Raw genomic sequence first — 22,306 nt, forward strand, 5'->3', positions numbered from 1 at the left:
TATCCAAGGCATTCCCCATGCGATTCCTCATTCCGATGCTCACGGCGGCCGCCGCGAGCATGGCCGCCGCCGCCCCGCAAGCACTGGAGGAACCGCATCTCAAGGTGATCCCCCGCACCGCAGAAGAGACCGCCCGGATCGCCAAGGTCACCGCCCCCGCGACCGAATTCGACAGGCCCGAACCCTTTGAGACGAACCCGGCAGGGGCCGCAACGGTCAGCCCGCGCGGCAATGCCGATGCGTTTTCGCTGCCTTCGGGTAACATTCCTTTTGAGCGTGAGTTGGATTTCAAGGTCGGCAATGGGCTGTTCAAAAAGCTCTGGGTGTCTTCGCCGTCCTCGACGCTGGCCTCTGACGGGCTGGGGCCGCTTTTCAACGCGCGCTCTTGCCAGCGGTGCCACCTGAAAGACGGGCGCGGCCATCCCCCGAGGGGCCGGAGGATGACGCGGTGTCGATGTTTCTGCGCATCTCGGTCCCCACCGCCCCCGAAGAGGCAATGAGCGAGATCGAGGCGTTCCTGCTTTCGGTGGGCGATACCACCCCCGCACGCGGCCCGATCCGGTCTATGGCGGGCAATTGCAGGATTTCGGGGTGGCGGGGCATCCGGCGGAATACCGGCTGGGCCTGCGCTATGAAGAGGTGGAGGTCGCGCTCTCCGAGGAGAGACCGCCAGCCTGCGCCGCCCGACCTACAGTGCCGAAGACCTCGGGTATGGCCCCTTGGCCGAGGGCGCGATGCTCAGCCCCCGTGTAGCCCCGCCGATGATCGGTTTGGGCCTGCTCGAAGCGATCCCAGCCGCAGATATCTTGGCCCTCGCGGACCCCGAAGACGCCGACGGCGATGGCATCTCTGGTCGGGCGCAGATCGTCTGGTCCTTTGAGCACGCGCGCCCGATGTTGGGCCGTTTCGGCTGGAAATCCGGCGCACCGACGATCCGCGAACAATCCGCCAGCGCCTTTGCGGGGGACATCGGCATTTCCTCCCCATCTTCGATGCGGCATGGGGCGATTGCACGACCGAGCAAACCGCCTGCCGCGATGCCCCGCATGGGAACGGTGACGCGCGCGGGGCAGAGATCGACGCCGAAGGGCTGGATCTGGTGACCTTCTACAGCCGCAACCTTGCCGTGCCGGCCCGCCGCGATGTCGGCGCACCTGAGGTGCTGCGCGGCAAGGCGGTGTTCCATGAGGTCGGCTGCACCTCCTGTCACCAGCCGAAATTCGTGACCGAACGACTGGAGGATCAGCCCGAGCAAAGCTTTCAGCTGATCTGGCCGATGACCGATCTTTTGCTCCATGACATGGGCGAAGGGCTGGCCGACAACCGTCCCGAGGGCCGCGCGAATGGGCGCGAATGGCGCACCGCGCCGCTCTGGGGCATCGGCTTGACCGAGCAGGTCAACGGCCATACCCAATTCCTGCACGACGGGCGCGCGCGGTCGCTGCTCGAAGCGGTGCTCTGGCACGGCGGCGAAGCCCAGCCCGCCCGTGATGCCGTGGTGGAGATGCCCAAAGCCGACCGTGACGCCCTGATCCGCTATCTGGAGAGCCTCTGATGCGCAGCCTGCTTACCGCCACATTCCTTCTGACCGCCGCCCCCGCCCTCGCCGGGGTGGAGGAGGTGATCCAAGACCACGCGCTGCCCGGCACCGCCCGTTTCGCCTCTGCCACTGCGGCGCTCGACGCTGCAGCGCAGGCCAATTGCACCGACACGGCCCTGCGCCCGGCCTATCAAGAGGCTTTCGACGCATGGCTCGGCATCGCGCATCTGACCCTTGGCCCGCTAGAGGAAGACGGGCGCGGGCTGGCCATCGCCTTTTGGCCCGACACGCGCGGCATGGTGGGGCGCAGCGTGGCGCGACTGGTGGCCGAAGAAGACCCGATCGCGACAAGCGGGGATTACGCCGAAGTCTCCATCGCCGCGCGGGGGCTCTTTGCGCTGGAACGGCTGCTTTATGACGATGACTTCGCAGGCTACGGGGCCGAGAGCTATAGCTGCGCATTGGCCCGCGCGATGGCGGCCGACCTGGCCAATTTGGGCCGCGAGGTCGACACCGCATGGCGTGAGGGTTTCGCCGCCGCGCTCCGCAGCGCCGGGGAGGCGGGCAATGACCGTTTCCTCAGCCCGCGCGAGGCATCGCAGGCGCTTTACACGGCTTTGGCAACCGGGCTCGAATTTGTCGCGGACCAACGTCTAGGCCGCCCGATGGGCAGTTTTGATGCGCCGAAGCCGCAGGTGGCCGAGGCGCGCCGTTCGGGCCGCAGCCTGCGCAATGTGGTGTTGTCACTCGAAGCATTGCAGGGTCTAGCCGACACGCTGTCGGACGCCGCTACCCCCAAAACCGACGCCGCATTCGACCGCGCCTTGAGCGCCGCGCGCGCGTTGGAGGACCCCGTCTTTGCCGGGGTGGCCGACCCGATAAGCCGTATCCGGGTCGAGGCGCTGCAAAATGATGTGCGGGCCATTGCCGAGGCCGTGAGCGCTGAGATCGCCCCGGCGCTTGGCGTTTCCGTCGGGTTCAACTCGGCGGACGGCGATTGATGCCCTCGCGCCGCCACTTCCTTGCGGGTCTCGCCGCCGCGTCGAGCTTGCCGGCGATGGGTTGGGCCGCCGCTGGCAGCCCTGCCTACCTTGCCGCCGCGCGTGACCCTTCGGGGGCCTATGCGCTTTTCGGGCTGGACGGGACGGGCCACGACATTTTCCGGATTCCGTTGCCCGACCGGGGCCATGCCGCCGCCGCGCATCCCACGGCGCCCGAGGCCGTGGCCTTTGCCCGCCGCCCGGGGCGGTTTGCACTGGTGATCGACTGCGTGAAGGGCCGTGTCGCCCATCGCCTCGACGCGCCGGAGGGGCGGCATTTCTACGGACATGGGGCGTTTTTGCAGGGCGGGGCCATCCTCGCCACCAGCGAGAATGAGATCGACACGGGCGAAGGGCGCATCGGCCTGTGGTCCCGTGCCGAGGGCTATGCCCGGATCGGAGAGATCGCCTCAGGCGGGGTCGGCCCGCATGAAATCCGCCGCTTGGCCGAGGATGTGCTGGTGGTGGCCAATGGCGGCATCCGCACCCATCCCGACAGCGGCCGGGAGAAGCTGAACATCGACGATATGCGGCCCAATCTGTCCTATGTCAGCCTCTCGGGCGAGATGCTGGAGCAGGTCGAACTGCCGGATGACCTGCACAAGAACTCGATCCGCCATCTGGCCTTGGCGCCGGACGGGCAGGTGGCTTTTGCGATGCAATGGCAGGGGAGCCGAACGACGCCGTGCCGTTGTTGGGCCTCCACCGGCGCGGGCAAAACCCGGTATTGGCCGAGGCCGATCTGGCCGAGCAAATCGCGATGCAGGGCTACGCGGGCAGCGTGGCATTCGCGGCAGATGGCGGGGCGGTCGGTATCACCTCCCCCGGGGCGGGCGGCTGCATCTGTTTGACAGCAAAGGTGATTTCCTTGCCAGCCACCGCCGTGCCGATGTCTGCGGACTGGCGCCGGGGCGGGGCGGTTTCGTCGCCACGGATGGGCTGGGCGGTATCCTGTCGCTGCAAGAGGCGGCGCTGTCGCGGCTCACTACCGCCGCGCGGGCGTGGGACAACCATCTGGTTGCCATCGACGGATAGGCGGGCGGGGGCACTGCCCCCACCGGGTTTTAGTCGGTCTTATACGTCGGGTGGAACAGCCCGCCGGGCGAGAGGGTAAAGATCTCAACCCCGTCTTCGGTCACGCCGACCGAATGCTCAAACTGCGCCGACAGGGATTTGTCGCGGGTCACCGCGGTCCAATCGTCGGCGAGTGTCTTGGTCTCGGCCCGGCCAAGGTTCACCATCGGCTCAATGGTAAAGAACATGCCCGGCTCTAGCACAGCACCGGTGCCCGGACGGCCATAGTGCAGCACGTTGGGCGGCGCGTGAAAGACCTGCCCCAGACCGTGACCGCAGAAATCCGTCACGACGGACATGCGGTGGCCTTCGACAAATGTCTGGATGGCATGGCCGATGTCGCCAAAGGTATTGCCCGGCTTCACCGCCTCGATCCCGTGCATCAGGCTGTCGTGGGTCACGTTGATCAACCGCTCGGCCTTGCGCGAAAGCTTGCCCGCCACATACATGCGGCTGGTGTCGCCGAACCAGCCATCGACGATCACGGTCACGTCGATGTTCAGGATGTCGCCGTCTTTCAGCTTCTTGTCGCTGGGGATCCCGTGGCAGACCACATGGTTCACCGAGATGCAGCTGGCGTGCTGATAGCCTTTGTAGCCGATCGTCGCGGATTTCGCGCCGGCGGCGTTGACCTTCTCTTCGATCAGGCGGTCAAGCTCTCCGGTGGTCTGACCGGGGAAGACATGCTCTGCGATCTCGTCGAGGATCGTGGCGGCCAGACGGCCCGCCGCTTGCATCCCGGCGTGATCCGAAGGCTCGTAAATGCGAATGCCGTCGCGTGTCTGGCGGCCTCGGTGTGCGTTGTTCACCGCTCTCTCCATCCTTTTGTTCGCTCCTATTTAGCGTGGCTTTCCGGCAAGGGCCAGTGCAGCTCAGCCCGTAAAGGGGATCGGTTGCGCCAGTGTGACGGCTTGGGGCGTGATATGAGTGCCGATGGCGTAGATTTCCAGCCCCGCCGCCCGCGCGGCTTGGGACGCGGCGGCATAGGTCGGGTCGATATCGGCGGCGAGGGTCATCTGCGTGCAATCGGTGCGCTGCACCAGATACAGCAGCACGGCGCGGTGCCCGGCCTGCGCCATCCGCGCCAGTTCGCCCAGATGTTTCGCCCCGCGTGTGGTGACGCTGTCGGGGAATTCGGCCAGACCCGTTTCGCGTGAGAGGGTGACCGATTTCACCTCGACATAGGCATCGGGCAGGCCATCACCGCGCAGCAGAAAGTCGATGCGGGAGTTTTCGCCGTATTTCACCTCCGGTCGTACCTCGGCATAGGCGGCCAGTGGCATCACCTCACCCGCGACCAGCGCCGCTTTCATCGCGCGGTTGGGCAGGGCGGTGTCGACCCCGGTGAAATGGCCATTTTCATGATCAACTAGCCGCCAGCCGTAGTTCAGCTTTTTCTTCGGATCGTCGTTCGGCTCGAGCCAAATCCGGCTGCCCGGTTCCGCCAGCCCCATCATCGAGCCGGGGTTGGCGCAATGGGCGATCACTTCCTCGCCCGTTTCCTCAAGCGTGCAATCGGCCAGAAAGCGTTTGTAGCGGCGGATCAGCCGGGCGGGGACAAGTTGGGTTTGAAAGCGCATGAGGCGCGGCCTATACCGAAGGGACGCCATCCTCAAGGAGCCGCCCCCATGTCAAACCCCACCGCCGCGATGATCGTCATCGGCGACGAAATCCTTTCGGGCCGGACCCGCGACAGCAATATGCATCACCTTGCGGGGGAGTTGACGAAAGTGGGGATCGACCTCAAGGAGGTGCGCGTGGTGTCGGACGATCATGGCGCGATCATCGCCGCCGTGCAGGCGCTCTCAGGTGCCTATGCCCATGTGTTTACCTCGGGCGGCATCGGGCCCACGCATGATGACATTACCGCCGATTGCATCGCCGCCGCCTTTAACCGTGATATCGACGTGCGCGACGATGCGCGCGAGATTTTGGCCGAACACTACGCCCGCGCGGGCACCCAGATGAACGACGCCCGCCTGCGCATGGCGCGCATTCCCGAGGGCGCCGCGCTGATCGAAAACCCGGTCTCTGCCGCACCGGGCTTTGTGGTTGAGAACGTGCATGTCATGGCCGGGGTGCCGACGGTCTTTCAGGCGATGGTTGCCAGCGTCCTGCCGGGGCTCACAGGCGGCCAACCCCTGATCAGTGAGACGCTGCGCATCGACCGGGGCGAGGGCGATATCGCCGGACCACTGGGCGCGCTGGCTGAGGAATATCCGCATTTGTCGATGGGCAGCTACCCGTTTCAGAAAGACGGCATCTTTGGGGCGCATGTGGTGATCCGCGGCAGCGATCCGGGGATGGTCGAAGCGGCGATGGTCAAGCTCAAGGCCGCCTTCGCATGAGCGAGGCGCAGGCGTTTTTCGACGCGGGTGACGCGACATGGCCCGCCGCGCGGCGGTTTGATCACGGGCCATGGACCCTGCGCGAAGGGCAGGGCGGCGGGAAACGGGTCTCGGCGGCGACAGCGCGTGGGGCGATAACCGACGCCGACATTCCGACCGCCGAAGCGGCGATGCGCAAGATGGAGCAGCGCCCGCTTTTCATGTTGCGTGCGGGCGAAGATGATCTCGACGCGCTGCTGGCCGCGCGGGGCTACGGCGTGGTCGATCCGGTCACGGTGCTGAGCGCGCCGATTACCCGGCTGACAGATGTGCCGATGCCCCCGGTCACCGCCTTTTGCATCTGGGAGCCGCTGGCGATCATGGCCGAGGTCTGGGCCGCCGGAGGGGTCGGCCCTGCGCGTCTTGCCGTGATGGACCGCGCGGCGACCAAAACAGGCATCCTTGCGCGCTGGAACGAGAAACCGGCGGGCGTGGCCTTTGCCGGGGTGCACGAGGACATCTGCATGGTGCACGCCGTCGAAGTGCTGCCGCATCAACAGCGCCAAGGTGTGGCCACTTGGATCATGCGCGCCGCCGCCCATTGGGGGCAGGCCCAAGGGGCTAAGCGGCTTTCGGTGCTCTGCGTGGATACGAATGCCCGCGCGCAGGCGCTTTACGCCAAACTGGGCTTTGCCCCGGTCGGGCACTATCATTACCGTCAAAACACCGAGTGAAGGATAAGACCATGGCCAACGACATGCCCACCGCCCTTGATCTGCCGATGGTCGATCCGCTGCCCGAAGCGACGCAGAAGTATTTCGACATCTGTCAGGAAAAGCTCGGGATGGTGCCGAATGTTCTGCGGGCCTATGCCTTTGACATCGACAAGCTGAACGCTTTTGCGGGCATGTATAACGATCTGATGCTGGGCGATAGCGCGCTCAGCAAGCTTGAGCGTGAGATGATCGCGGTGGCGGTGTCCTCGGTCAACAAATGCTACTACTGCCTTGTGGCCCATGGGGCTGCAGTACGCGAAATGTCGGGCGATCCGCAATTGGGCGAGGCGCTGGTGATGAACTACCGCGTGGCCAAGATTACGGCCAAACAACGGGCCATGCTGGATTTCGCGGTAAAGCTGACCGAGGCCAGCGCCAAGGTCGAGGAGGCCGACCGTCAGGCGCTGCGCGATGCGGGTTTCACTGACCGGGATATCTTTGACATCGCCAGTGTGGCCGGGTTCTTCAACATGACCAACCGGGTGGCCAGTGCCACCGACATGCGCCCGAACGACGATTACCACGCGCAGGCGCGATGAGCCGGGCGCGGGTTGCTGCGGCTCTGCTCGGGGTGCTGCTGGCGGCTCCCGCGGCGGCGCTTGAATTGGCGCTGCCCAGCACCGCGCGCCTGACGGCAGAGCGTAACACCGCGCCGGACCGCTATGCCGCGCCCGTGGGTGTCTATGCCGAAGGGCAGGTGGCGCGGGTCAATGTGGATGGCAGCGTGCGCCGCGCTGCGTGGCGGATGGACACGCCGGGGCTGACCGCCTTGCAGGTGATGCGCCCGCTGCGGCGGCAGCTGGGCGAGGCGGGCTTTGACGTCGTGCTCGACTGTGCTGCGCGGGAATGCGGCGGCTTTGATTTTCGCTTTGCGGTGGAGGTGCTGCCGGGGCCGAACATGTATGTGAACCTGCGGGCTTTCCACTTCATCACCGCCCTGCGCCGGGGCGAGGACGGAACGCCGACCGAGGCGATCAGCATCCTTGCCAGCACGGCGGCGACCTCGGCCTATGTGCAGATCATCCAAGCCCGCAGCGGCGACGCGCCCGAAGGGGAAAGCACCCCCATCACGCCAGAGGCGACTGCCGAGGTGCCGCTTGCCACTGCGACGGGCGATTTCGCAGAAACCCTGAAGGTCGACGGCCATCTGGTCCTCAACCGGCTGGAGTTCGAGACCGGCACCTCCGCGCTTGGCCCCGGCCCCTTTGCCACACTTGAGCGGCTTGCCGAGTTGCTCAAGGCCGAGCCGGATCTGCGCGTGGCGCTGGTGGGACATACCGACGCGGTGGGCAGTCTGGATGCCAACACCGCCCTGTCGCGCAGACGGGCCGAGGCGGTGCGGGACCGATTGGTGCAGAGCTATGACGTAGCCCCCGGCCGGGTCGAGGCGCAGGGTGCCGGCTATCTCGCGCCGCGGGCCAGCAACCTAACCGAAGCGGGCCGCGAGCAGAACCGCCGGGTTGAGGTGGTGGTGCTCTCTGCCGAGTAGGCTATTTCGTGACCGTCATCTGGGTGGCCAGCAGCAGGTTCGTCTCGCTGGAACTCACCCCTGAATGCGGCGGATTTGGCCCAGCACGCTGTCCAACTCTTCGACGGTTTCGGTCCCCGTCTCGACAATCAAATCCCATTTGCCATTGGTCGCATGGATCGCCTGCACGGCGGGCATGCCCGCGAGGATACGCTTGATCCGGTCGGTGCCCGCCCCTTCGATGGCCAAGAGCGTATGGCCCCGGATCGGGCTGTGGCGCATGTCTTCTTTCAGGATCAGCGTAAAGCCCAAGATCGCGCCGGAACTGACCAGACGTTCGACCCGCGCGCGGACCGTCACACGCGACAGGCCCGTGGAGGCGGCCAGCGCGGAATAGGACATGCGTGCGTCGCGCCGCAGTTCTGCGATGATCTTGTTGTCGATCTCGTCCATGGGGGATCCCGTTTGCTTTGTTGAATAGGGTTTACGGCAGCGCGGGCAGGCTGGCCAGTCTTTGGGGATGCGCAATTGACGGCGGCGGGGAAACCCATAATCTGCCGCGGAAAGGATTTCCTCCATGCAAAGCCGCGCGCCCCTGTTCACACCGGTCCTGATGGTCGGTTGTATCATCATCATGGTCAGCTTCGCCGTGCGGGCCTCTTTCGGTGTCTTCCAGATTCCGATTGCCGAAGAATTCGCATGGGCGCGCAGCGAGTTTTCCCTCGCCATCGCGATCCAGAACCTCGCCTGGGGCATCGGGCAGCCGATCTTTGGCGCGTTGGCCGAAAAGATCGGCGACCGAAAGGCGATCATCATCGGCGCGGTGGTCTATGCGGTGGGGCTGCTTTTGTCGGCCAATTCCGCCACTCCGATAGAGCATCAGACCTATGCTTGGCTGGTGGGGTTTGGCATCGCGGGCACGGGCTTTGGCGTGATCTTGGCCGTGGTGGGCCGCGCCGCGTCGGACGAGAACCGCTCCATGTCGCTGGCCATCGCCACGGCGGCGGGCAGTGCGGGGCAGGTCTTTGGCGCGCCGGTGGCAGAGTGGATGCTAAGCTTCATGTCGTGGCAGATGACCTTTGTCTGCTTCGCGGGCGTGATCCTTGCGATGTTGCTGACCCTGCCGATGATGCGCGCGCCTGCGATGGCCAGCCGGGCCGAGCTTGAGGAGTCGATGGGTCAGATCCTTGGCAAAGCCTTCCGCGATCCGTCCTATACGCTGATCTTTCTGGGCTTCTTCTCCTGCGGGTATCAACTCGCCTTTATCACCGCGCATTTCCCGGCCTTTGTGACCGAGATGTGCGGCCCGATTTTGGCCGGAGGTGTGCTGCATAACATCGGCATTACCACCACCTCGGCGCTTGGCGCAGTGGCGATCTCGCTCATCGGGCTCGCCAATATCGCGGGCACCTTGCTGGCGGGCTGGGCGGGCAAGCGTTATTCCAAAAAGTACCTGCTGGCGGGGATTTACGTTGGGCGCACGGTGATCGCAGCGGCCTTTATCATGTTCCCGATCACCCCGGTGACGGTGATCCTATTCTCCGTCGGTATGGGCGCGCTGTGGCTGGCGACGGTGCCGCTGACCTCGGGCCTTGTCGCGCATATCTACGGGCTGCGCTATATGGGCACGCTTTATGGGATCGTTTTTTTCAGCCACCAGTTGGGCAGCTTCCTTGGCGTTTGGCTGGGTGGGCGGATGTATGACATCTATGGCAGCTATACCGGCGTTTGGTGGGTCGGCGTGGCCGTGGGGGCGTTCAGCGCCGTGGTCCATCTGCCGATCCGCGAGAAACGGTTGGAGGGGCTGGTGACCGCTTAACGCGCCCGCCAACGCTCAAGGATATGGCGCGCGGTCATCAGGTCCAAATGCGCGCCGCCGCCGTTCTTGAACAGGGTAATTTCATCGTCGCTTTGGCGGGTGAAGACCTCAAGGTCGTAGTAATCCGCGATCAGATGGTCGCGGGTGAGGGTGCCTGCCTCAAGCGGAATGTTGATTTCGCCGATATGGCCGATCGTGGTGTCGAAGCTGTCGACAAAGACCCGCGACCGCAACAGCGCCGTGTCGTCCACCTCACGCATGTCGGGGCGGTAGGCACCGATGAGGTCGATATGCTGGCCGGGTTGCAGCCAATCGCCCTTGATCAGCGGGTCGGTCGACATGGTGGCGGAGGTGACGATATCGGCGGCGCGCACCGCCTGCTCCAAATCGGTCGCCACGTTGATCTTAAGCTCCGCGGCCATCGCCTCGGCGTTCTTCGCGGTACGGTTCCAGACCGTGAAACGCGCCTGCGGGAAGGCGGCGGAATAGGCGGCGTGCAGGGCGCGGCCTTGGGTGCCCGCGCCGACGATCAGGATGTTCTCGCTGTCGGGTCGCGCCAGCCGCCGCGCGGCCAGCAGGCTGTCACCAGCGGTTTTCCATTTGGTGACGAGGTGGAAATCCACGATCGCGGCGAGCGTGCCGGTTTCGTCATCAAAGAGGGACACGCCGCCGTTGACCATCGGTACCTCGCGGTCGGGATTGCCGGGGAAGATCGTGGCGGATTTCACCGCGATGCCCAGCCCGTTGATCCACGCCGCGCGGCTGAGCAGCGTGTCCTTGCCGCGATAGAGGAAAGTGTCGCCAATCTCGGCCTTGGGCAGGTCATGGCCCGTGGCCAGCGCGTCGGTCAGGGCGATCCAATCCAGCAGCGCTTCGCCTTCGTCGAAGGAGATGTTGGGGATGTCGGTCATGCGGCCTCCTCCCGGCTCAGCAGCCCAGCGGCGACAAGACGGTCGGCCCAGCCCTGCGGCCCGGTGAAATGATGCGTCTGCCAGCCGCGCGCGGCGGCGGCGGCGATGTTGTCGGCGCGGTCGTCGGTAAAGAGCAGCGCTTCGGGCGGCAGGCCGCTGCCCTGCTCCACGGCCTCATAAATCGATGGCACCGGTTTGATCATGCCCAGGTGGCCCGAGATGAAATCGCGGTCGAACTCGCGCAGGAAAGGGTAGTGCGTGGCGGCAAGATCATAGCTTTGGATGCCAAAGTTGGTGAGCGAGAAGACCGGCACGCCGCGCGCCTGAAGCGCCTTCATCAGCCGCAGGGAGTGGTCGATCACCGGCGCGGCCATGTCGATCCAGCGGTCATGCCAGAGGCGGATTTCGTCGCCCCACTCGGGCGTCGCCTCGGCCATGGCATAGATCGTGTCGCGGAAGTTTTCGCCGCTGTCGACGCGGTCGTTCATGCCGTGCAGATCGACGGCATCGAACATGGCGCGGCGGCGATCTGCGCCGATGACGCTGTCGTAAAAGCGTTCGGGTTGCCATTCGATCAATACGTTGCCGATGTCGAAAACGACCGCCTGAGGTGTCATATCACTTGCCCTATCAATTCCTTAACGCGGGGCTAACCCCGCGCTGCCGCGCGCAATTCCCGCTCCAATGCCTCTAGGAAGCGGGAGCGGTCGGCCTTTGTAAACCCCTTGCCGCCGCCTTGGCGAAAGGGGTCGGCGGCGCGCAGGTCGGTCATCAGATCGCGGGTTGCCAGAACGTTGCCGATGTTGGCCTGCGTGAGGGCCTCGCCGTTATGTTTCAGCACCCTTGCCCCGGCTTCGACGCATTTCGCGGCCAGCGGGATATCCCCCGTGACCACCACATCGCCTTTGCCGCAGCGGTCAGCGATCCACATGTCGGCGATGTCGGGCCCGTCAGGCACGATCACCACCTCGACCAGTGGGTTCTGCGACATGCGCAGGCCCCCGTTCGAGACGAGGAACATCTTGACCTTATGGCGGGTCGCCACCCGCTCGGCCTCGGCTTTGACGGGGCAGGCGTCGGCGTCGATGTAGAGCGCGGTCATGGCTTAACCCGCATAGAGCGCGTCGGCGTGGAAGGCGACGTGATCTTCCATAAAACTCGCCACGAAGAAATAGCTGTGGTCATAACCCGGCTGCATACGGAAGCTGCCTTGCTGGCGTTTGGCGGCCATGGCCTCGGCCAATGCTTCGGGTTTCAGCAGGTCGAGGAACTGGTCGCTGCCGCCTTGGTCGATCAGGATCGGCCCGTCGAAACCCTTTTCGCGCATCAGCAGGGTGCTGTCGTGTTTCGTCCAAGTGCTTTCATCCGACCCCAGATAGGCGCTGAGTTGCTTCTTGCCCCAATCGCTCGACGTAGGGTGGGTGATCGGCGCAAAGGCCGATACCGAGAGGAACCGCCCCGGCAGGTTCATTGCCAGCGTCAGCGCGCCGTGGCCGCCCATCGAATGCCCGGTGATGCCTTGGCGCTCCATATCGAGGGCGAAGTTTTCACCGATCAGGCCGGGCAGTTCCTCGGCCAGATAGTCCCACATCTGGTAGTGTTTGGCCCAAGGCTCCTGCGTGGCGTTCACATAGAACCCCGCGCCTTTGCCGAGGTCGTAAGCGTCATCATCCGCCACATCCTCGCCCCGCGGGGAGGTATCGGGGAAGACGACAGCGATGCCATGTTCCGCCGCCCAAAGCTGCGCGCCCGCCTTGGTCATCGCGTTCTCATGGGTGCAGGTCAGGCCCGAGAGATACCACAGCACCGGCACCGGGCCGTCTTGTGCTTCGGCGGGCAGGAAGAGGCCAAAGGTCATGTCGCAGCCGCAGGCGTCGGAGTTGTGGGAGTAAACCCCCTGCGTGCCACCGAAACAGGCGTTTTCCGAGATGGTTTTCATGGCAGCGTTCCTTTCGAACTTGAATGTGTCACAGGGCCGAAACCCAGCCTACGACAAGGCTGACGGTCACGATACTGACAGTGGTTGAGACGAGAATGGCGGCAGAGACCCGCTGAGGGGCGACGCCATAATGTTGGGCGAGCATATAGACATTGCCCGCCACCGGCAGTGCTGCGGCGGCGATGATGACCCCGGCTTTGTAGGGATCGACGCCGAAAAGAAACAGCGCACCAAAGGCCACGAAAAGCGGGTGCAGCACGAGTTTGCAAAAGGTCAGCCAGCCTGCGATCTCAATCCGCTCGGCGGATTTGGAAGCCAGCGAAGCGCCGATGGCAAAGAGCGCCCCGGGGGTGGCAGCCCCGCCGAGGATGGCGAGGAATTCGTTCAGCGGCACAGGGATCGGGATGCCGAAGCCCGACCAGAGGAACCCCAAGGTGATGGCGACGATCATCGGGTTTTTCAGCAGCCCCAGTCCCACGATCTTGAGCGTCGCCAGCCGCAACTGCCCCTCGCGGGAGCCGGTGATCAGGATCACGATGAGGCTGGAAAAGATGATCATGTCGACGGTCAGCGCCAGCAGCACGGGGCCGATCGCCTCTGGCCCCAGAAGCAGCGTCAGCATCGGCACGCCCAGAAACCCTGTGTTGCCGATCACGGCGCATTGCGCCTCGATCCCGTTGGTCGCCACATCCAGCCCGCGCAGGAAGCCGACGAGGCTGGCAATGGCATAGACGAACGCCGTGCCCCAAAGATAGGCGGCGACAAGGCGGCTGTCCCAAACCTCGGCCAGTGAGAGATTGGCGGAAAAGCGGAACAGCATCGCCGAGAGGGCGAAATAGAAAACGAATTTGGTGAGATAGGCCGTCGCTTCGGCTGAGAAAAACCGCGTGCGCCCGGCCCAGTAGCCAAGGCCGATCAGCGCAAAGAACGGCAGGGTTTTCAGGAAGATCGCGACCATGGGTCAAGCATTAGCCAGCCCGCCCTTGGGGTGCAATGGGGCATGGCTCTTTGCCTTACCCTGAGCCGATCAGCACCCCGGCGGCAAAGACCAATGCGCCGCCCAGCACCACTTGGAACGCGGCGCGAAAGAAGGGTGTTTCCATGAACTTATTCTGGATCCACGCAATGGCCCAAAGCTCTACAAAGACGACGATGATCGCCACGACAGTTGCGGTCCAGAAGTCGGTGATCAGGTAGGGCAGCGCGTGGCCCAGCCCGCCCACCGTGGTCATCACGCCCGAGGCTACCCCGCGTTTGATCGGAGAGCCGCGGCCCGACAGTTCCCCATCGTCCGATGCCGCCTCGGTGAAGCCCATTGAGATGCCCGCCCCGACGCTCGCCGCAAGGCCGACGAGGAAGGTCGTCCAAGTGTTATGGGTGGCAAATGCGGTGGCGAAGATGGGGGCGAGGGTAGAGACAGACCCGTCCATCAGACCCGCCAGCCCCGGCTGGACCCATGTCAGCAAAAACTGCCGATGCGCGCGGCTGTCTTCGTCGCTGCGGCTGTCGGTGTTAAGGTGTTTCTCGGTCAAATCCTGCGCGCTGCCGTGGTGGCCTGCCTCGGCAGCGGCCAGATCGCCCAGCAGTTGCCGTGTCGCCGCGTCTGACGTGCGCGCGGCGGCGGCATGGTAGAACCGCTCGGCGTCCTGTTCCATCGCGGCGGCCTCTTGTCGGATACGCTCTAGCGACAGGTTCTCGATCAGCCAGACCGGGCGGCGCGCGTAGTAGCCCGAGACATGTTCGCGCCGGATTAGCGGGATGACATCCCCAAAACGGGCGCGGTGCAGGTCGATCAAGCGGCGGCGGTGTTCGTTCTCCTCCTCGGCCATCCCGTCAAAGACGGCGGCGCTGTCGGGGTATGCCTCGCGCAGCCTTTCGGCATAGTCGCGATAGATGCGCGCGTCATCCTCTTCAGAGGAGATGGCCAGCGCCAGCACCTCTTGTTCGCTCAGGTCTTTGAAACGTTTGCGGTTGAGGGAAAATCGCATCGAGAAGGCTCCGTGGTCTGGCCCTCACAGTAGGGCCATCGGCGGGTTCCAGCAAATGCAAAGCGCCTTGCCCTTGGCGGCGCGCGTGATGGACCTACCTGTTGCGGGATGGTCGGCCCTTGCTCCGACGCCACGCGAATAACGAGGTTTGGAACATGAGATTAGTTTTCTTGGCACCCCTATTGGTGGCGGGCTGCGCCGAAGTGGCGACAGCGCCGGTGCAAAACCCCATTCCGGCCCCGGTTGCGCCGAGGGGGCAGATTACGCCACCGGCGGCCACAACAACACCGCCCACACAGACCGCGCCACGCCCCGCACGGACAGAAGCGCGCGCCTCCACGACCAAGCCCAAGCCCCTGCCCAATTCGGTGATCGACGCGGTGAATGAGCCGTCTAGTAACTCTAGCAGTTCCAGCACGCCTACAGCGCCCACGCCTGCCAAGCCACTGGCGGAATCCTGCAAAGAAGGCAGTTGGTGGGGTCTGATTGGCCGTCCCCGCGCGGCGGCAAACATCGTGTCCGAGCCCAAGCGCGTCTATACCGAGGGCGACCCGGTGACGATGGATGCCAACCCCAACCGCACCAACATCGTGTTGGACGCGGAAGGGAAGATCGCCAAGGTCACCTGCGGCTAGGCTAGGTTTTCGGTCTAGCCCTTCGGACGCTTGTCGAGAATGCGCACGGCTTTGCCCTCTGACCGGGCAACGCCGCCTACGTCCATGACCTCGACCTTGACCGAGATGCCGACGGTTTGCTTGATTTGCGCCGAAAGCGCTTTGATCGCGGTGGCGCGGGCGTCGGGGGTCACGCTGGCATCGGCGCATTCGCAGAACACGCGCATCTGATCCATTCGGTCGGGCCGCGACAGTTCGATCTGGAAATGCGGGGCAAGCCCCGGCGTGGCCATCAGCGCTTCTTCGATCTGGGTGGGGAAGACGTTGACGCCGCGCAGGATGATCATGTCGTCGCTGCGGCCCGTCACCTTCTCCATCCGCCGCATGGAGCGCGCGGTGCCCGCCAGCAGCCGTGTCAGATCGCGGGTGCGGTAGCGGATGATCGGAAAGGCCTGTTTGGTGAGGGAGGTGAACACCAGCTCGCCCATCTCGCCGTCCTCAACCGGCGCGCCGGTTTCGGGGTTAATAATCTCGGGGTAGAAGTGATCCTCCCAGATGTGCAGCCCGTCCTTGGTCTCCACACATTCCATCGAAACGCCCGGCCCCATGACTTCGCTGAGGCCGTAGATATCGACCGCATGCATGTCGAAGGCCTGCTCGATCTCAAGCCGCATGGCATTGGTCCAAGGCTCAGCCCCAAAGATGCCCACCTCTAGCGAGGATTGGCGCGGATCAATACCTTGGTTGGCGAATTCATCCAAAATCGACAGGGCGTAGGAGGGCGTCACCGTGATGCCTTTGGGCTGGAAATCTTCGATCAGCCGCACTTGGCGCGGGGTCATCCCGCCCGAGATTGGCACGGTCGACAGGCCAAGCGCATCGGCCCCAAGGTGAATGCCCAAGCCGCCAGTAAACAGCCCATAGCCATAGGCGTTGTGCAGCATGTCGCCGGGACGCATCCCCGCCGCGCGCAGGGAACGGGCGACGACTTGGCCCCAGTTCGCCAGATCATCCTTGGTGTAGCCCACCACCGTCGGCTGCCCGGTGGTGCCAGATGATGCGTGAATGCGCGCCACCTGATTGCGCGGCACGGCGAACATGCCAAAGGGGTAATTGTCGCGCAGATCGGTTTTGACGGTGAAGGGAAAGCGCGAGAGATCGGAAAGCTGTTTCAGATCGTCGGGGTGCACGCCTGCATCGTCAAAGCTTTGCTTGTAGAAAGGCACGTTGTCATAGGCGTGGCGCAGGGACCATTTCAGACGGTCCAATTGCAGGGCGCTGATCTCGTCCCGGCTGGCGATCTCAATCGGGTCGAGCGTGTCCTTCGCGGGGGTCAGGTCTTTCATCAGGTCGGCTCCTCCTCGGTAAATAGCTGGCCCTTGATGCTGCGGGAGAGCCCGCGAAACAGGGCCACGACACGGTCATCCTCACCCGTGACGGTCACATCATAGATGCCCGACCTACCGCTGCGCGACACTTCGCGTGCGGTGGCGGTCAGCCGCTCCTCCGGCTGGCCGGGGCTGAGATATGTGATCTGGTTTTGCTGGGCGACAGTGGTCTGGTTGTAGCTGTTGCAGGCAAAGGCAAAGGCGCTGTCGGCCAGTGTGAAGATAAATCCGCCGTGGCAAATCCCGTGACCGTTCAGCATGTCCGGGCGCACCGACATCGACAAAACCGCGCCGCCGGGGGTCACATCGTCGATGGTCATGCCCAATCCGGCAGAGGCCGAATCTTGGGCGAACATCACCTCGGCACATTTGCGGGCGCGGGCTTCTGGGGTCATTCCATCGGGCCTTTGTGTTTCATTTTTTCGATTGGTTGCACAATTTTGTAACGCTTTCAAGAAATTTTGAGCGGCGCATTCGACCATGTCAGGGCTTGATTTGGCCCCCATCAGGGTCAACTGTAAAGCCATGAGCATAGAGCCCCCATCGCCGATCACGGCCTTCGAGCGCCCCGCGGAACAGGTCGCATTCCACCGCACGGAACTGTCGCTGATCCTATCGCTTTATGGCCGGATGGTCGCCGCCGGAGAGTGGCGCGATTATGGGATTTCCCACCTTAAAGAAGTGGCGGTCTTTTCAGTCTTTCGGCGCACGGCGGAGATACCGCTTTACCGGATTGAAAAGCGGCCAAAGCTGCGCAACCGCCAAGGCATGTATGCTGTGGTGGGCACCGGCGGGCAGGTGCTGCGCCGGGGCCACGACCTTAAGGCCGTGCTGCGGGTGTTGGAACGCAAGCTGATCCGGTCGGTGGATTAAACGCCGGGGCGGCGATGTGCAGTCACCGGCCCGTCGCCAGCGGCTTCGATCCGGGCGATGGCATCGGTGATGTTTTCATAGCTCACGGCCATCGCGTGGGCATTGGCGTGGATCATCGTTTCGGCATCGACCACCAACGCGACATGGCCTTTCCAGAACAGCAGGTCGTTGGGTTGGTAGTCACCGTCGACCGGCGCGCCCACGGTGCGCTCCTGCTGGTGGCTGTCACCGGGGCAGGGGATGCCGCAGGCCAGCAGCGCCGCCTGCACGAGACCGGAACAATCAATCCCCCAGCGGCTGTTGCCGCCCCAAAGGTAGGGTGTGCCGAGGAACAGCGCCGCGATCTGCGCGGGGTCGGCCTCCTGGCGATCGATGGGGGCAAGGTGGCCGCGCGGGATATGGCCCTGCGGGGTCTCGGCAAAATCCTTGGTCTCAGCAATGACCGTGACGGGTGAGCCGAAACTGAGGCTCAGCAGGTCGGGCGATTTCAGATCGGCGCTGGTATAGGCATGGGTGGCAGGCACGCACACGCGATGCGTAGCCTTGCGCGGTATGCTCAGCGCGCGTTGCAGGACGTAGCCGCAATAGCCATCCTTCTCGGCCTGCACATAGGCCCAGCCCGAAGCTTCATGCAGCACGGTCAACGGCTCACCAAACAACACCTGCCGATCGCGTGGGCCGTCGGGACGGCGGAAGAGGTCTGCCACCGGCACCGCCACCTGCGCGGCGCGGCTTTGGCTCGCCAGCGCCGGGTCCGGGGTGAGACGTGGATCGCTCATGGCTTTAGCAGGGCTGGCAGCGCAGCATAGAGCGCGCGGGTGCCTTGGCCCGCGCCGCCTTTGGGGCGGGCGGGGGCGTCGGCGGGCTGCCAGCCGTAGATGTCAAAATGGGCATATTTGCTCTCGGTCACAAAGCGGCGCAGGAAAAGCGCTGCGGTGATCGACCCGGCAAAGCCGCCCTTGGGCGCGTTGTCGAGATCGGCAATACCGGGCTCGATCAGCGCCTCGTAAGCGTCATGGAAAGGCATCCGCCAGACCGGATCGGCAGACCCCGCAGCGGCGTCTTCCAAGGCCGAGACGAAAGCGGCATCGTCGCTGTAATAGGGCGCGAGGTCAGGCCCCACGGCGACCCGCGCGGCCCCGGTGAGCGTCGCCATCGAGATGATCTGATCCGGTTTGTCCTCATCCGCCAGCGCCAGCGCATCGGCCAATACCAGACGCCCTTCAGCGTCGGTGTTGTTGATCTCAACCGTCAGCCCCTTGCGCGAGGTCAGGATGTCACCGGGGCGGAAGGCGTTGCCGGAGACCGAATTCTCTACCGCCGGGATCAGCACGCGCAGCTGCACGGCCATGCCGGTGGCCATGATCATATGCGCCAGACCCAGCACGGCGGCGGCGCCGCCCATGTCCTTTTTCATCAGCGCCATGGACGCACCGGGTTTCAGGTTCAGCCCGCCGGTGTCGAAACAGACGCCTTTGCCCACCAGCGTCAGCTTTGGCCCCGTGTCGCCCCATGCCATGTCGATCAAACGCGGCGCGCGGTCGGCGGCGCGGCCAACGGTGTGGATCATCGGCAGGTTGTTCTCTAGCAGCGCATCACCGGTTGTGACTTCGATCTTCGCGCCATGCTGCTCGGCCAATTTGCGCGCGGCGGCTTCCAGGTCGGGCGGCCCCATGTCAGAGGCGGGGGTGTTGATCAGGTCGCGGGTCAGCATTTCACCCGTGGCCAGCGCCGCGATCTGATCGGCGTCGATGCTTTTGGGCGCGACAAGACGGGCGGCCAGCGTGGTTTGGTCGCGGTAACGGTCGAAACGGTAGCCCGCCAGCAGCCAGCCAAGCGCCTCGTTCGCGGCTTGGTCCTCTGGCAGGCCGCTTTCGATCCGGTAGTCCCCCGCAGGCAGGCGGGCGGCTGCGGCGGCAAGGTGAAAGCGGCCCCTGCGGCGCGCGGCTTCGGTGCCGTAGCCCGCCAATGCCAGCGCGGGGGTGCCTTCCTCCCCCGCACCACAAGCGCCTGACCAAGAGCACCCGCAAAACCGCTGGCCTTGACCCATGCCTGCACCGGGCCGGGCTGATCGGCAAGCCAGCCTTCAAGCGCGGCCTCGCTCAAGACATGAAGCGGCAGGGCGGCGGCGGAGGGGGCGGCGAATTCGGCGGACATGACAAACCTTTGCAAATCTGGATTTGCGTGCAGCCTACCTTTTCCATCGCCACCCGCAAGCAGTCAGATCGTGATGTCGGGCAAGTCCCATATCGCGGTGAGCGACCGTTCCCCGCTGCGGATCAACCGCGACAGGGTGGCGGCGGTCGCGGTGTCATCCCCCGCGTCGATACAGATCACCACATCCGCCGCCACCCGTGCGACCAGCGCCATGCCGACCTGCTCTGCAATGGCGATCAGGCGGTGCACGCTTTTGCGCAGCCCGGCGCGGTCTTGGTCCTTGTGCAGCTTTTTGCAATGCGACAGGCGCAGGGCCAATTCCTCCATCGCGCGGCAGACGACATCTTCGGCGCCCACCTCCCCGAGTTGCGTGTAGAGCAGGCCAAGCCGCTCTTGATCGACATAGACCTGCTCAGTCGGGCGTATTTGCATAAGTTGCATTGGTATCATCCTTCAATCAGCCCCCACGGCCTTGAGACAATATGGCGCGGGAAGGTGTGCAAAGGGTTGCGATGGCTGTGCCTTTTCTCTCGAATTCGTATGGCATTTGCGCTATCTGCGCTAAAACCACATCACGCATTAAGGGACGTTTACACATGGACAAGGCCAAGGCTCTGCCGTCGTATCTGTTGCAACGCTATCAAGGGTGGAAGGCGACCGGCTATGCCGAGAACCAAACCTGGTACCGCCGATTGGCCGCCGAGGGGCAACGCCCGCGCGCGATGGTGATCTCTTGCTGCGACAGCCGCGTGCATGTGACCTCGATCTTCGGGGCCGATCAGGGCGAGTTCTTCATCCACCGCAATATCGCCAACCTCGTCCCGCCCTATGAGCCGGATGGCAAACAGCACGGTACTTCGGCGGCGGTGGAATATGCCGTCAACGCGTTGAAGGTCGCGCATCTGATCGTGCTGGGCCATTCCAGCTGCGGCGGCGTCGCGGGCTGCATCCAGATGTGCAAAGGCAACGCGCCCGAGCTTGAGAACCAAGACAGTTTCGTGGGCCGCTGGATGGACCTGCTGCGCCCGAAATACGAGACGGTTGAAAAGGTCGAAGACCCGGCAGAGCAGCAGCTTTTGCTGGAGCGTCAGGCGGTGATGACCTCGCTTGAGAACCTGATGACCTTCCCGTGGATCAAAGAAAAGGTCGAAGATGGCACGCTGAGCTTGCACGGCCTGTGGACCGACATCGGCGAGGGAAGCTTGGAATATTACGACGCCAAGGCGCAGACCTTCGAGCCGGTTTGAGCCCATCGCAGACGCATGAGACAGAGACGAAAAAGGGGGCCGTTTGGCCCCCTTTCTTATTCTTAGACTGGGGCTGAACCTCAGCCCTTTTTCAGCACTTCGCGGCCCAGCAGTTCGGCGATTTGAACGGCGTTCAGGGCGGCACCCTTGCGCAGGTTGTCGCTGACGCACCACAGGTTGATGCCGTTGTCGATGGTGCTGTCCTGGCGGATGCGGCTGATGAAGGTGGCGAAGTCACCCACACATTCCACCGGCGTGACGTAGCCGCCGTCTTCGCGCTTGTCGATCACCATGAGACCCGGCGCTTCGCGCAGGATGTCGCGGGCTTCGGCTTCGTCGAGGTGGTCTTCGAATTCGATGTTGATCGATTCCGCATGGCCCACGAAGACCGGCACGCGCACGCAGGTCGCGGTGACTTTGATCGACGGGTCGACGATCTTTTTGGTCTCGGCGACCATCTTCCATTCTTCCTTGGTCGATCCGTCTTCGAGGAAGACGTCGATATGCGGAATCACGTTGAAGGCAATCTGCTTGGTGAACTTGCTGGCGGGCTTGTCATCGGTCGGGTTGTAGATGCTTTTGGTCTGATCCCAAAGCTCATCAATGCCTTCCTTGCCCGCGCCGGAAACCGACTGGTAAGTCGAGACGACGACGCGCTTGATCTTGGCGCGATCGTGCAGCGGCTTCAGCGCCACGACCATCTGCGCGGTCGAGCAGTTGGGGTTGGCGATGATGTTTTTCTTGGAATAGCCGTGCACGTCCTGCGGGTTCACCTCGGGCACGATCAGCGGCACGTCTTGATCATAGCGGTAAAGCGAGGAGTTATCGATCACCACGCAGCCCGCCTTGGCAGCGGCAGGGGCGTATTTCTTAGTCGCTTCCGAGCCCACGGCAAAAAGCGCCATGTCCCAGCCAGTGAAGTCGAAAGTGTCGAGGTCTTTGGTCTTGAGGGTCTTGTCCCCAAAGCTGATCTCGGACCCCAGCGAGCGGCGGCTGGCCAGAGCCACGATCTCGTCCACGGGGAACTGACGCTCCGCAAGGATGTTCAACATTTCACGGCCCACATTGCCTGTGGCACCGACGACGGCGACGCGATAACCCATCTGATTACTCCAGTCTGTCCAATTAAATTTGACGCCATTTAA

23 protein-coding genes and 3 pseudogenes are annotated in these 22,306 nt (G+C 64.0%); 11 read left to right on the forward strand and 15 right to left on the reverse strand.

The window, feature by feature from the left end; all coding sequences use genetic code 11:
• The first annotated feature begins 35 nt into the window (after window positions 1–35).
• From ACFQAU_RS09150 to ACFQAU_RS09160, 3 genes and pseudogenes are all read left to right on the forward strand, one after another.
• Window positions 36–1,555: pseudogene (locus ACFQAU_RS09150) on the forward strand (di-heme oxidoreductase family protein).
• Window positions 1,555–2,541, forward strand: a complete 987-nt coding sequence (locus ACFQAU_RS09155) for an imelysin family protein (RefSeq protein ID WP_132444091.1) — start codon at window positions 1,555–1,557, stop codon at window positions 2,539–2,541. The pseudogene ACFQAU_RS09150 and the gene ACFQAU_RS09155 overlap by 1 nt, the downstream one beginning before the upstream one ends.
• A gap of 56 nt (window positions 2,542–2,597) precedes the next feature.
• Window positions 2,598–3,615, forward strand: a pseudogene (locus ACFQAU_RS09160) (DUF1513 domain-containing protein).
• A gap of 29 nt (window positions 3,616–3,644) precedes the next feature.
• On the opposite strand, the gene map reads toward ACFQAU_RS09160, so the two are convergent.
• Window positions 3,645–4,475, reverse strand: a complete 831-nt coding sequence (gene map / locus ACFQAU_RS09165; protein WP_120349970.1) for a type I methionyl aminopeptidase — start codon at window positions 4,473–4,475, stop codon at window positions 3,645–3,647.
• A gap of 51 nt (window positions 4,476–4,526) precedes the next feature.
• Window positions 4,527–5,234, reverse strand: coding sequence for a DNA/RNA nuclease SfsA (sfsA, locus tag ACFQAU_RS09170; RefSeq protein WP_132444092.1), 708 nt, complete (start codon window positions 5,232–5,234; stop codon window positions 4,527–4,529).
• 48 nt (window positions 5,235–5,282) lie between these two features.
• Here sfsA and ACFQAU_RS09175 point away from each other — a divergent pair, with 48 nt between their 5' ends.
• Genes ACFQAU_RS09175 through ACFQAU_RS09190 form a run of 4 tightly spaced genes read left to right on the forward strand, consistent with a single transcriptional unit; the run spans window position 5,283 to window position 8,246 of the window.
• Window positions 5,283–6,002, forward strand: a complete 720-nt coding sequence (locus ACFQAU_RS09175; protein WP_120349972.1) for a competence/damage-inducible protein A — start codon at window positions 5,283–5,285, stop codon at window positions 6,000–6,002.
• Complete coding sequence (locus ACFQAU_RS09180; protein ID WP_132444093.1) at window positions 5,999–6,715, forward strand: GNAT family N-acetyltransferase; 717 nt, start codon at window positions 5,999–6,001, stop codon at window positions 6,713–6,715. Before ACFQAU_RS09175 ends, ACFQAU_RS09180 begins: the two co-directional genes overlap by 4 nt.
• 11 nt (window positions 6,716–6,726) lie before the next feature.
• Window positions 6,727–7,296 carry a peroxidase-related enzyme gene (locus tag ACFQAU_RS09185; protein WP_067939608.1) on the forward strand — a complete coding sequence of 190 codons (570 nt, stop codon included), beginning with the start codon at window positions 6,727–6,729 and terminating at the stop codon, window positions 7,294–7,296.
• On the forward strand, window positions 7,293–8,246 hold the full coding sequence (locus ACFQAU_RS09190; RefSeq protein ID WP_120349974.1) for an OmpA family protein: 954 nt from the start codon (window positions 7,293–7,295) through the stop codon (window positions 8,244–8,246). The genes ACFQAU_RS09185 and ACFQAU_RS09190 overlap by 4 nt, the downstream gene beginning before the upstream one ends.
• A gap of 54 nt (window positions 8,247–8,300) precedes the next feature.
• Here the strand turns inward: ACFQAU_RS09190 and ACFQAU_RS09195 are convergent, their stop codons facing one another.
• Window positions 8,301–8,678 carry an Lrp/AsnC family transcriptional regulator gene (locus tag ACFQAU_RS09195; RefSeq protein WP_386281815.1) on the reverse strand — a complete coding sequence of 126 codons (378 nt, stop codon included), beginning with the start codon at window positions 8,676–8,678 and terminating at the stop codon, window positions 8,301–8,303.
• Window positions 8,679–8,802: 124 nt separating this feature from the next.
• Between ACFQAU_RS09195 and ACFQAU_RS09200 the strand changes: the two genes are divergently transcribed.
• The gene (locus ACFQAU_RS09200) at window positions 8,803–10,044 is read left to right on the forward strand and encodes an MFS transporter (RefSeq protein ID WP_120349975.1); all 1,242 of its coding nucleotides are present in this window, start codon (window positions 8,803–8,805) and stop codon (window positions 10,042–10,044) included.
• Here the strand turns inward: ACFQAU_RS09200 and ACFQAU_RS09205 are convergent.
• From ACFQAU_RS09205 to mbfA, 6 genes are read right to left on the reverse strand one after another with little or no spacing between them, the layout of a single operon-like run.
• Window positions 10,041–10,955: an ornithine cyclodeaminase family protein gene (locus ACFQAU_RS09205; protein WP_132444095.1), complete on the reverse strand. Its 915-nt coding sequence runs from the start codon at window positions 10,953–10,955 to the stop codon at window positions 10,041–10,043. The genes ACFQAU_RS09200 and ACFQAU_RS09205 overlap by 4 nt on opposite strands.
• Complete coding sequence (locus ACFQAU_RS09210) at window positions 10,952–11,572, reverse strand: HAD family hydrolase (protein ID WP_132444096.1); 621 nt, start codon at window positions 11,570–11,572, stop codon at window positions 10,952–10,954. The genes ACFQAU_RS09205 and ACFQAU_RS09210 overlap by 4 nt, the downstream gene beginning before the upstream one ends.
• Before the next feature lie 32 nt (window positions 11,573–11,604).
• Complete coding sequence (locus ACFQAU_RS09215; RefSeq protein WP_067622176.1) at window positions 11,605–12,057, reverse strand: YaiI/YqxD family protein; 453 nt, start codon at window positions 12,055–12,057, stop codon at window positions 11,605–11,607.
• 3 nt (window positions 12,058–12,060) lie between these two features.
• A complete protein-coding gene (gene fghA / locus ACFQAU_RS09220) occupies window positions 12,061–12,894 on the reverse strand; it encodes an S-formylglutathione hydrolase (RefSeq protein WP_132444097.1) in 834 nt (277 codons plus the stop codon).
• A gap of 28 nt (window positions 12,895–12,922) precedes the next feature.
• Entirely contained in the window at window positions 12,923–13,852 is a 930-nt protein-coding gene (locus ACFQAU_RS09225; protein ID WP_093927832.1) for an AEC family transporter, read from the reverse strand.
• Window positions 13,853–13,907: 55 nt separating this feature from the next.
• A complete protein-coding gene (mbfA, locus tag ACFQAU_RS09230) occupies window positions 13,908–14,882 on the reverse strand; it encodes an iron exporter MbfA (protein ID WP_067622184.1) in 975 nt (324 codons plus the stop codon).
• A 155-nt stretch (window positions 14,883–15,037) separates the two neighbouring features.
• On the opposite strand from mbfA, the gene ACFQAU_RS09235 reads away from it, so the two are divergent.
• The gene (locus ACFQAU_RS09235; RefSeq protein WP_132444098.1) at window positions 15,038–15,517 is read left to right on the forward strand and encodes an I78 family peptidase inhibitor; all 480 of its coding nucleotides are present in this window, start codon (window positions 15,038–15,040) and stop codon (window positions 15,515–15,517) included.
• A 14-nt stretch (window positions 15,518–15,531) separates the two neighbouring features.
• Here the strand turns inward: ACFQAU_RS09235 and paaK are convergent, their stop codons facing one another.
• Both paaK and paaI read right to left on the reverse strand, forming a co-directional pair.
• Entirely contained in the window at window positions 15,532–16,842 is a 1,311-nt protein-coding gene (gene paaK, locus ACFQAU_RS09240; protein WP_132444099.1) for a phenylacetate--CoA ligase PaaK, read from the reverse strand.
• Window positions 16,842–17,279 (reverse strand): hydroxyphenylacetyl-CoA thioesterase PaaI, encoded by a 438-nt coding sequence (paaI, locus tag ACFQAU_RS09245; protein ID WP_067942039.1) that lies wholly within the window; start codon window positions 17,277–17,279, stop codon window positions 16,842–16,844. The genes paaK and paaI overlap by 1 nt, the downstream gene beginning before the upstream one ends.
• A 130-nt stretch (window positions 17,280–17,409) precedes the next feature.
• Between paaI and ACFQAU_RS09250 the strand changes: the two genes are divergently transcribed.
• Window positions 17,410–17,757, forward strand: coding sequence for a DUF2794 domain-containing protein (locus tag ACFQAU_RS09250; protein WP_067622201.1), 348 nt, complete (start codon window positions 17,410–17,412; stop codon window positions 17,755–17,757).
• On the opposite strand, the gene ACFQAU_RS09255 is transcribed toward ACFQAU_RS09250, so the two are convergent.
• The 3 genes and pseudogenes from ACFQAU_RS09255 to ACFQAU_RS09265 form a co-directional block, all read right to left on the reverse strand.
• Complete coding sequence (locus ACFQAU_RS09255; protein ID WP_132444100.1) at window positions 17,754–18,536, reverse strand: C40 family peptidase; 783 nt, start codon at window positions 18,534–18,536, stop codon at window positions 17,754–17,756. The genes ACFQAU_RS09250 and ACFQAU_RS09255 overlap by 4 nt on opposite strands.
• Window positions 18,533–19,914: pseudogene (locus ACFQAU_RS09260) on the reverse strand (leucyl aminopeptidase family protein). The gene ACFQAU_RS09255 and the pseudogene ACFQAU_RS09260 overlap by 4 nt, the downstream one beginning before the upstream one ends.
• Before the next feature lie 63 nt (window positions 19,915–19,977).
• A complete protein-coding gene (locus tag ACFQAU_RS09265; RefSeq protein WP_120349985.1) occupies window positions 19,978–20,355 on the reverse strand; it encodes a hypothetical protein in 378 nt (125 codons plus the stop codon).
• A 155-nt stretch (window positions 20,356–20,510) separates the two neighbouring features.
• Here ACFQAU_RS09265 and ACFQAU_RS09270 point away from each other — a divergent pair, with 155 nt between their 5' ends.
• The gene (locus ACFQAU_RS09270) at window positions 20,511–21,161 is read left to right on the forward strand and encodes a carbonic anhydrase (RefSeq protein WP_067942032.1); all 651 of its coding nucleotides are present in this window, start codon (window positions 20,511–20,513) and stop codon (window positions 21,159–21,161) included.
• 80 nt (window positions 21,162–21,241) lie between these two features.
• On the opposite strand, the gene ACFQAU_RS09275 is transcribed toward ACFQAU_RS09270, so the two are convergent.
• Complete coding sequence (locus tag ACFQAU_RS09275; protein WP_067623574.1) at window positions 21,242–22,264, reverse strand: aspartate-semialdehyde dehydrogenase; 1,023 nt, start codon at window positions 22,262–22,264, stop codon at window positions 21,242–21,244.
• Window positions 22,265–22,306: the final 42 nt, after the last annotated feature.

Source organism: Sulfitobacter profundi (genome assembly GCF_042661425.1).
Taxonomy (GTDB): domain Bacteria; phylum Pseudomonadota; class Alphaproteobacteria; order Rhodobacterales; family Rhodobacteraceae; genus Sulfitobacter; species Sulfitobacter profundi.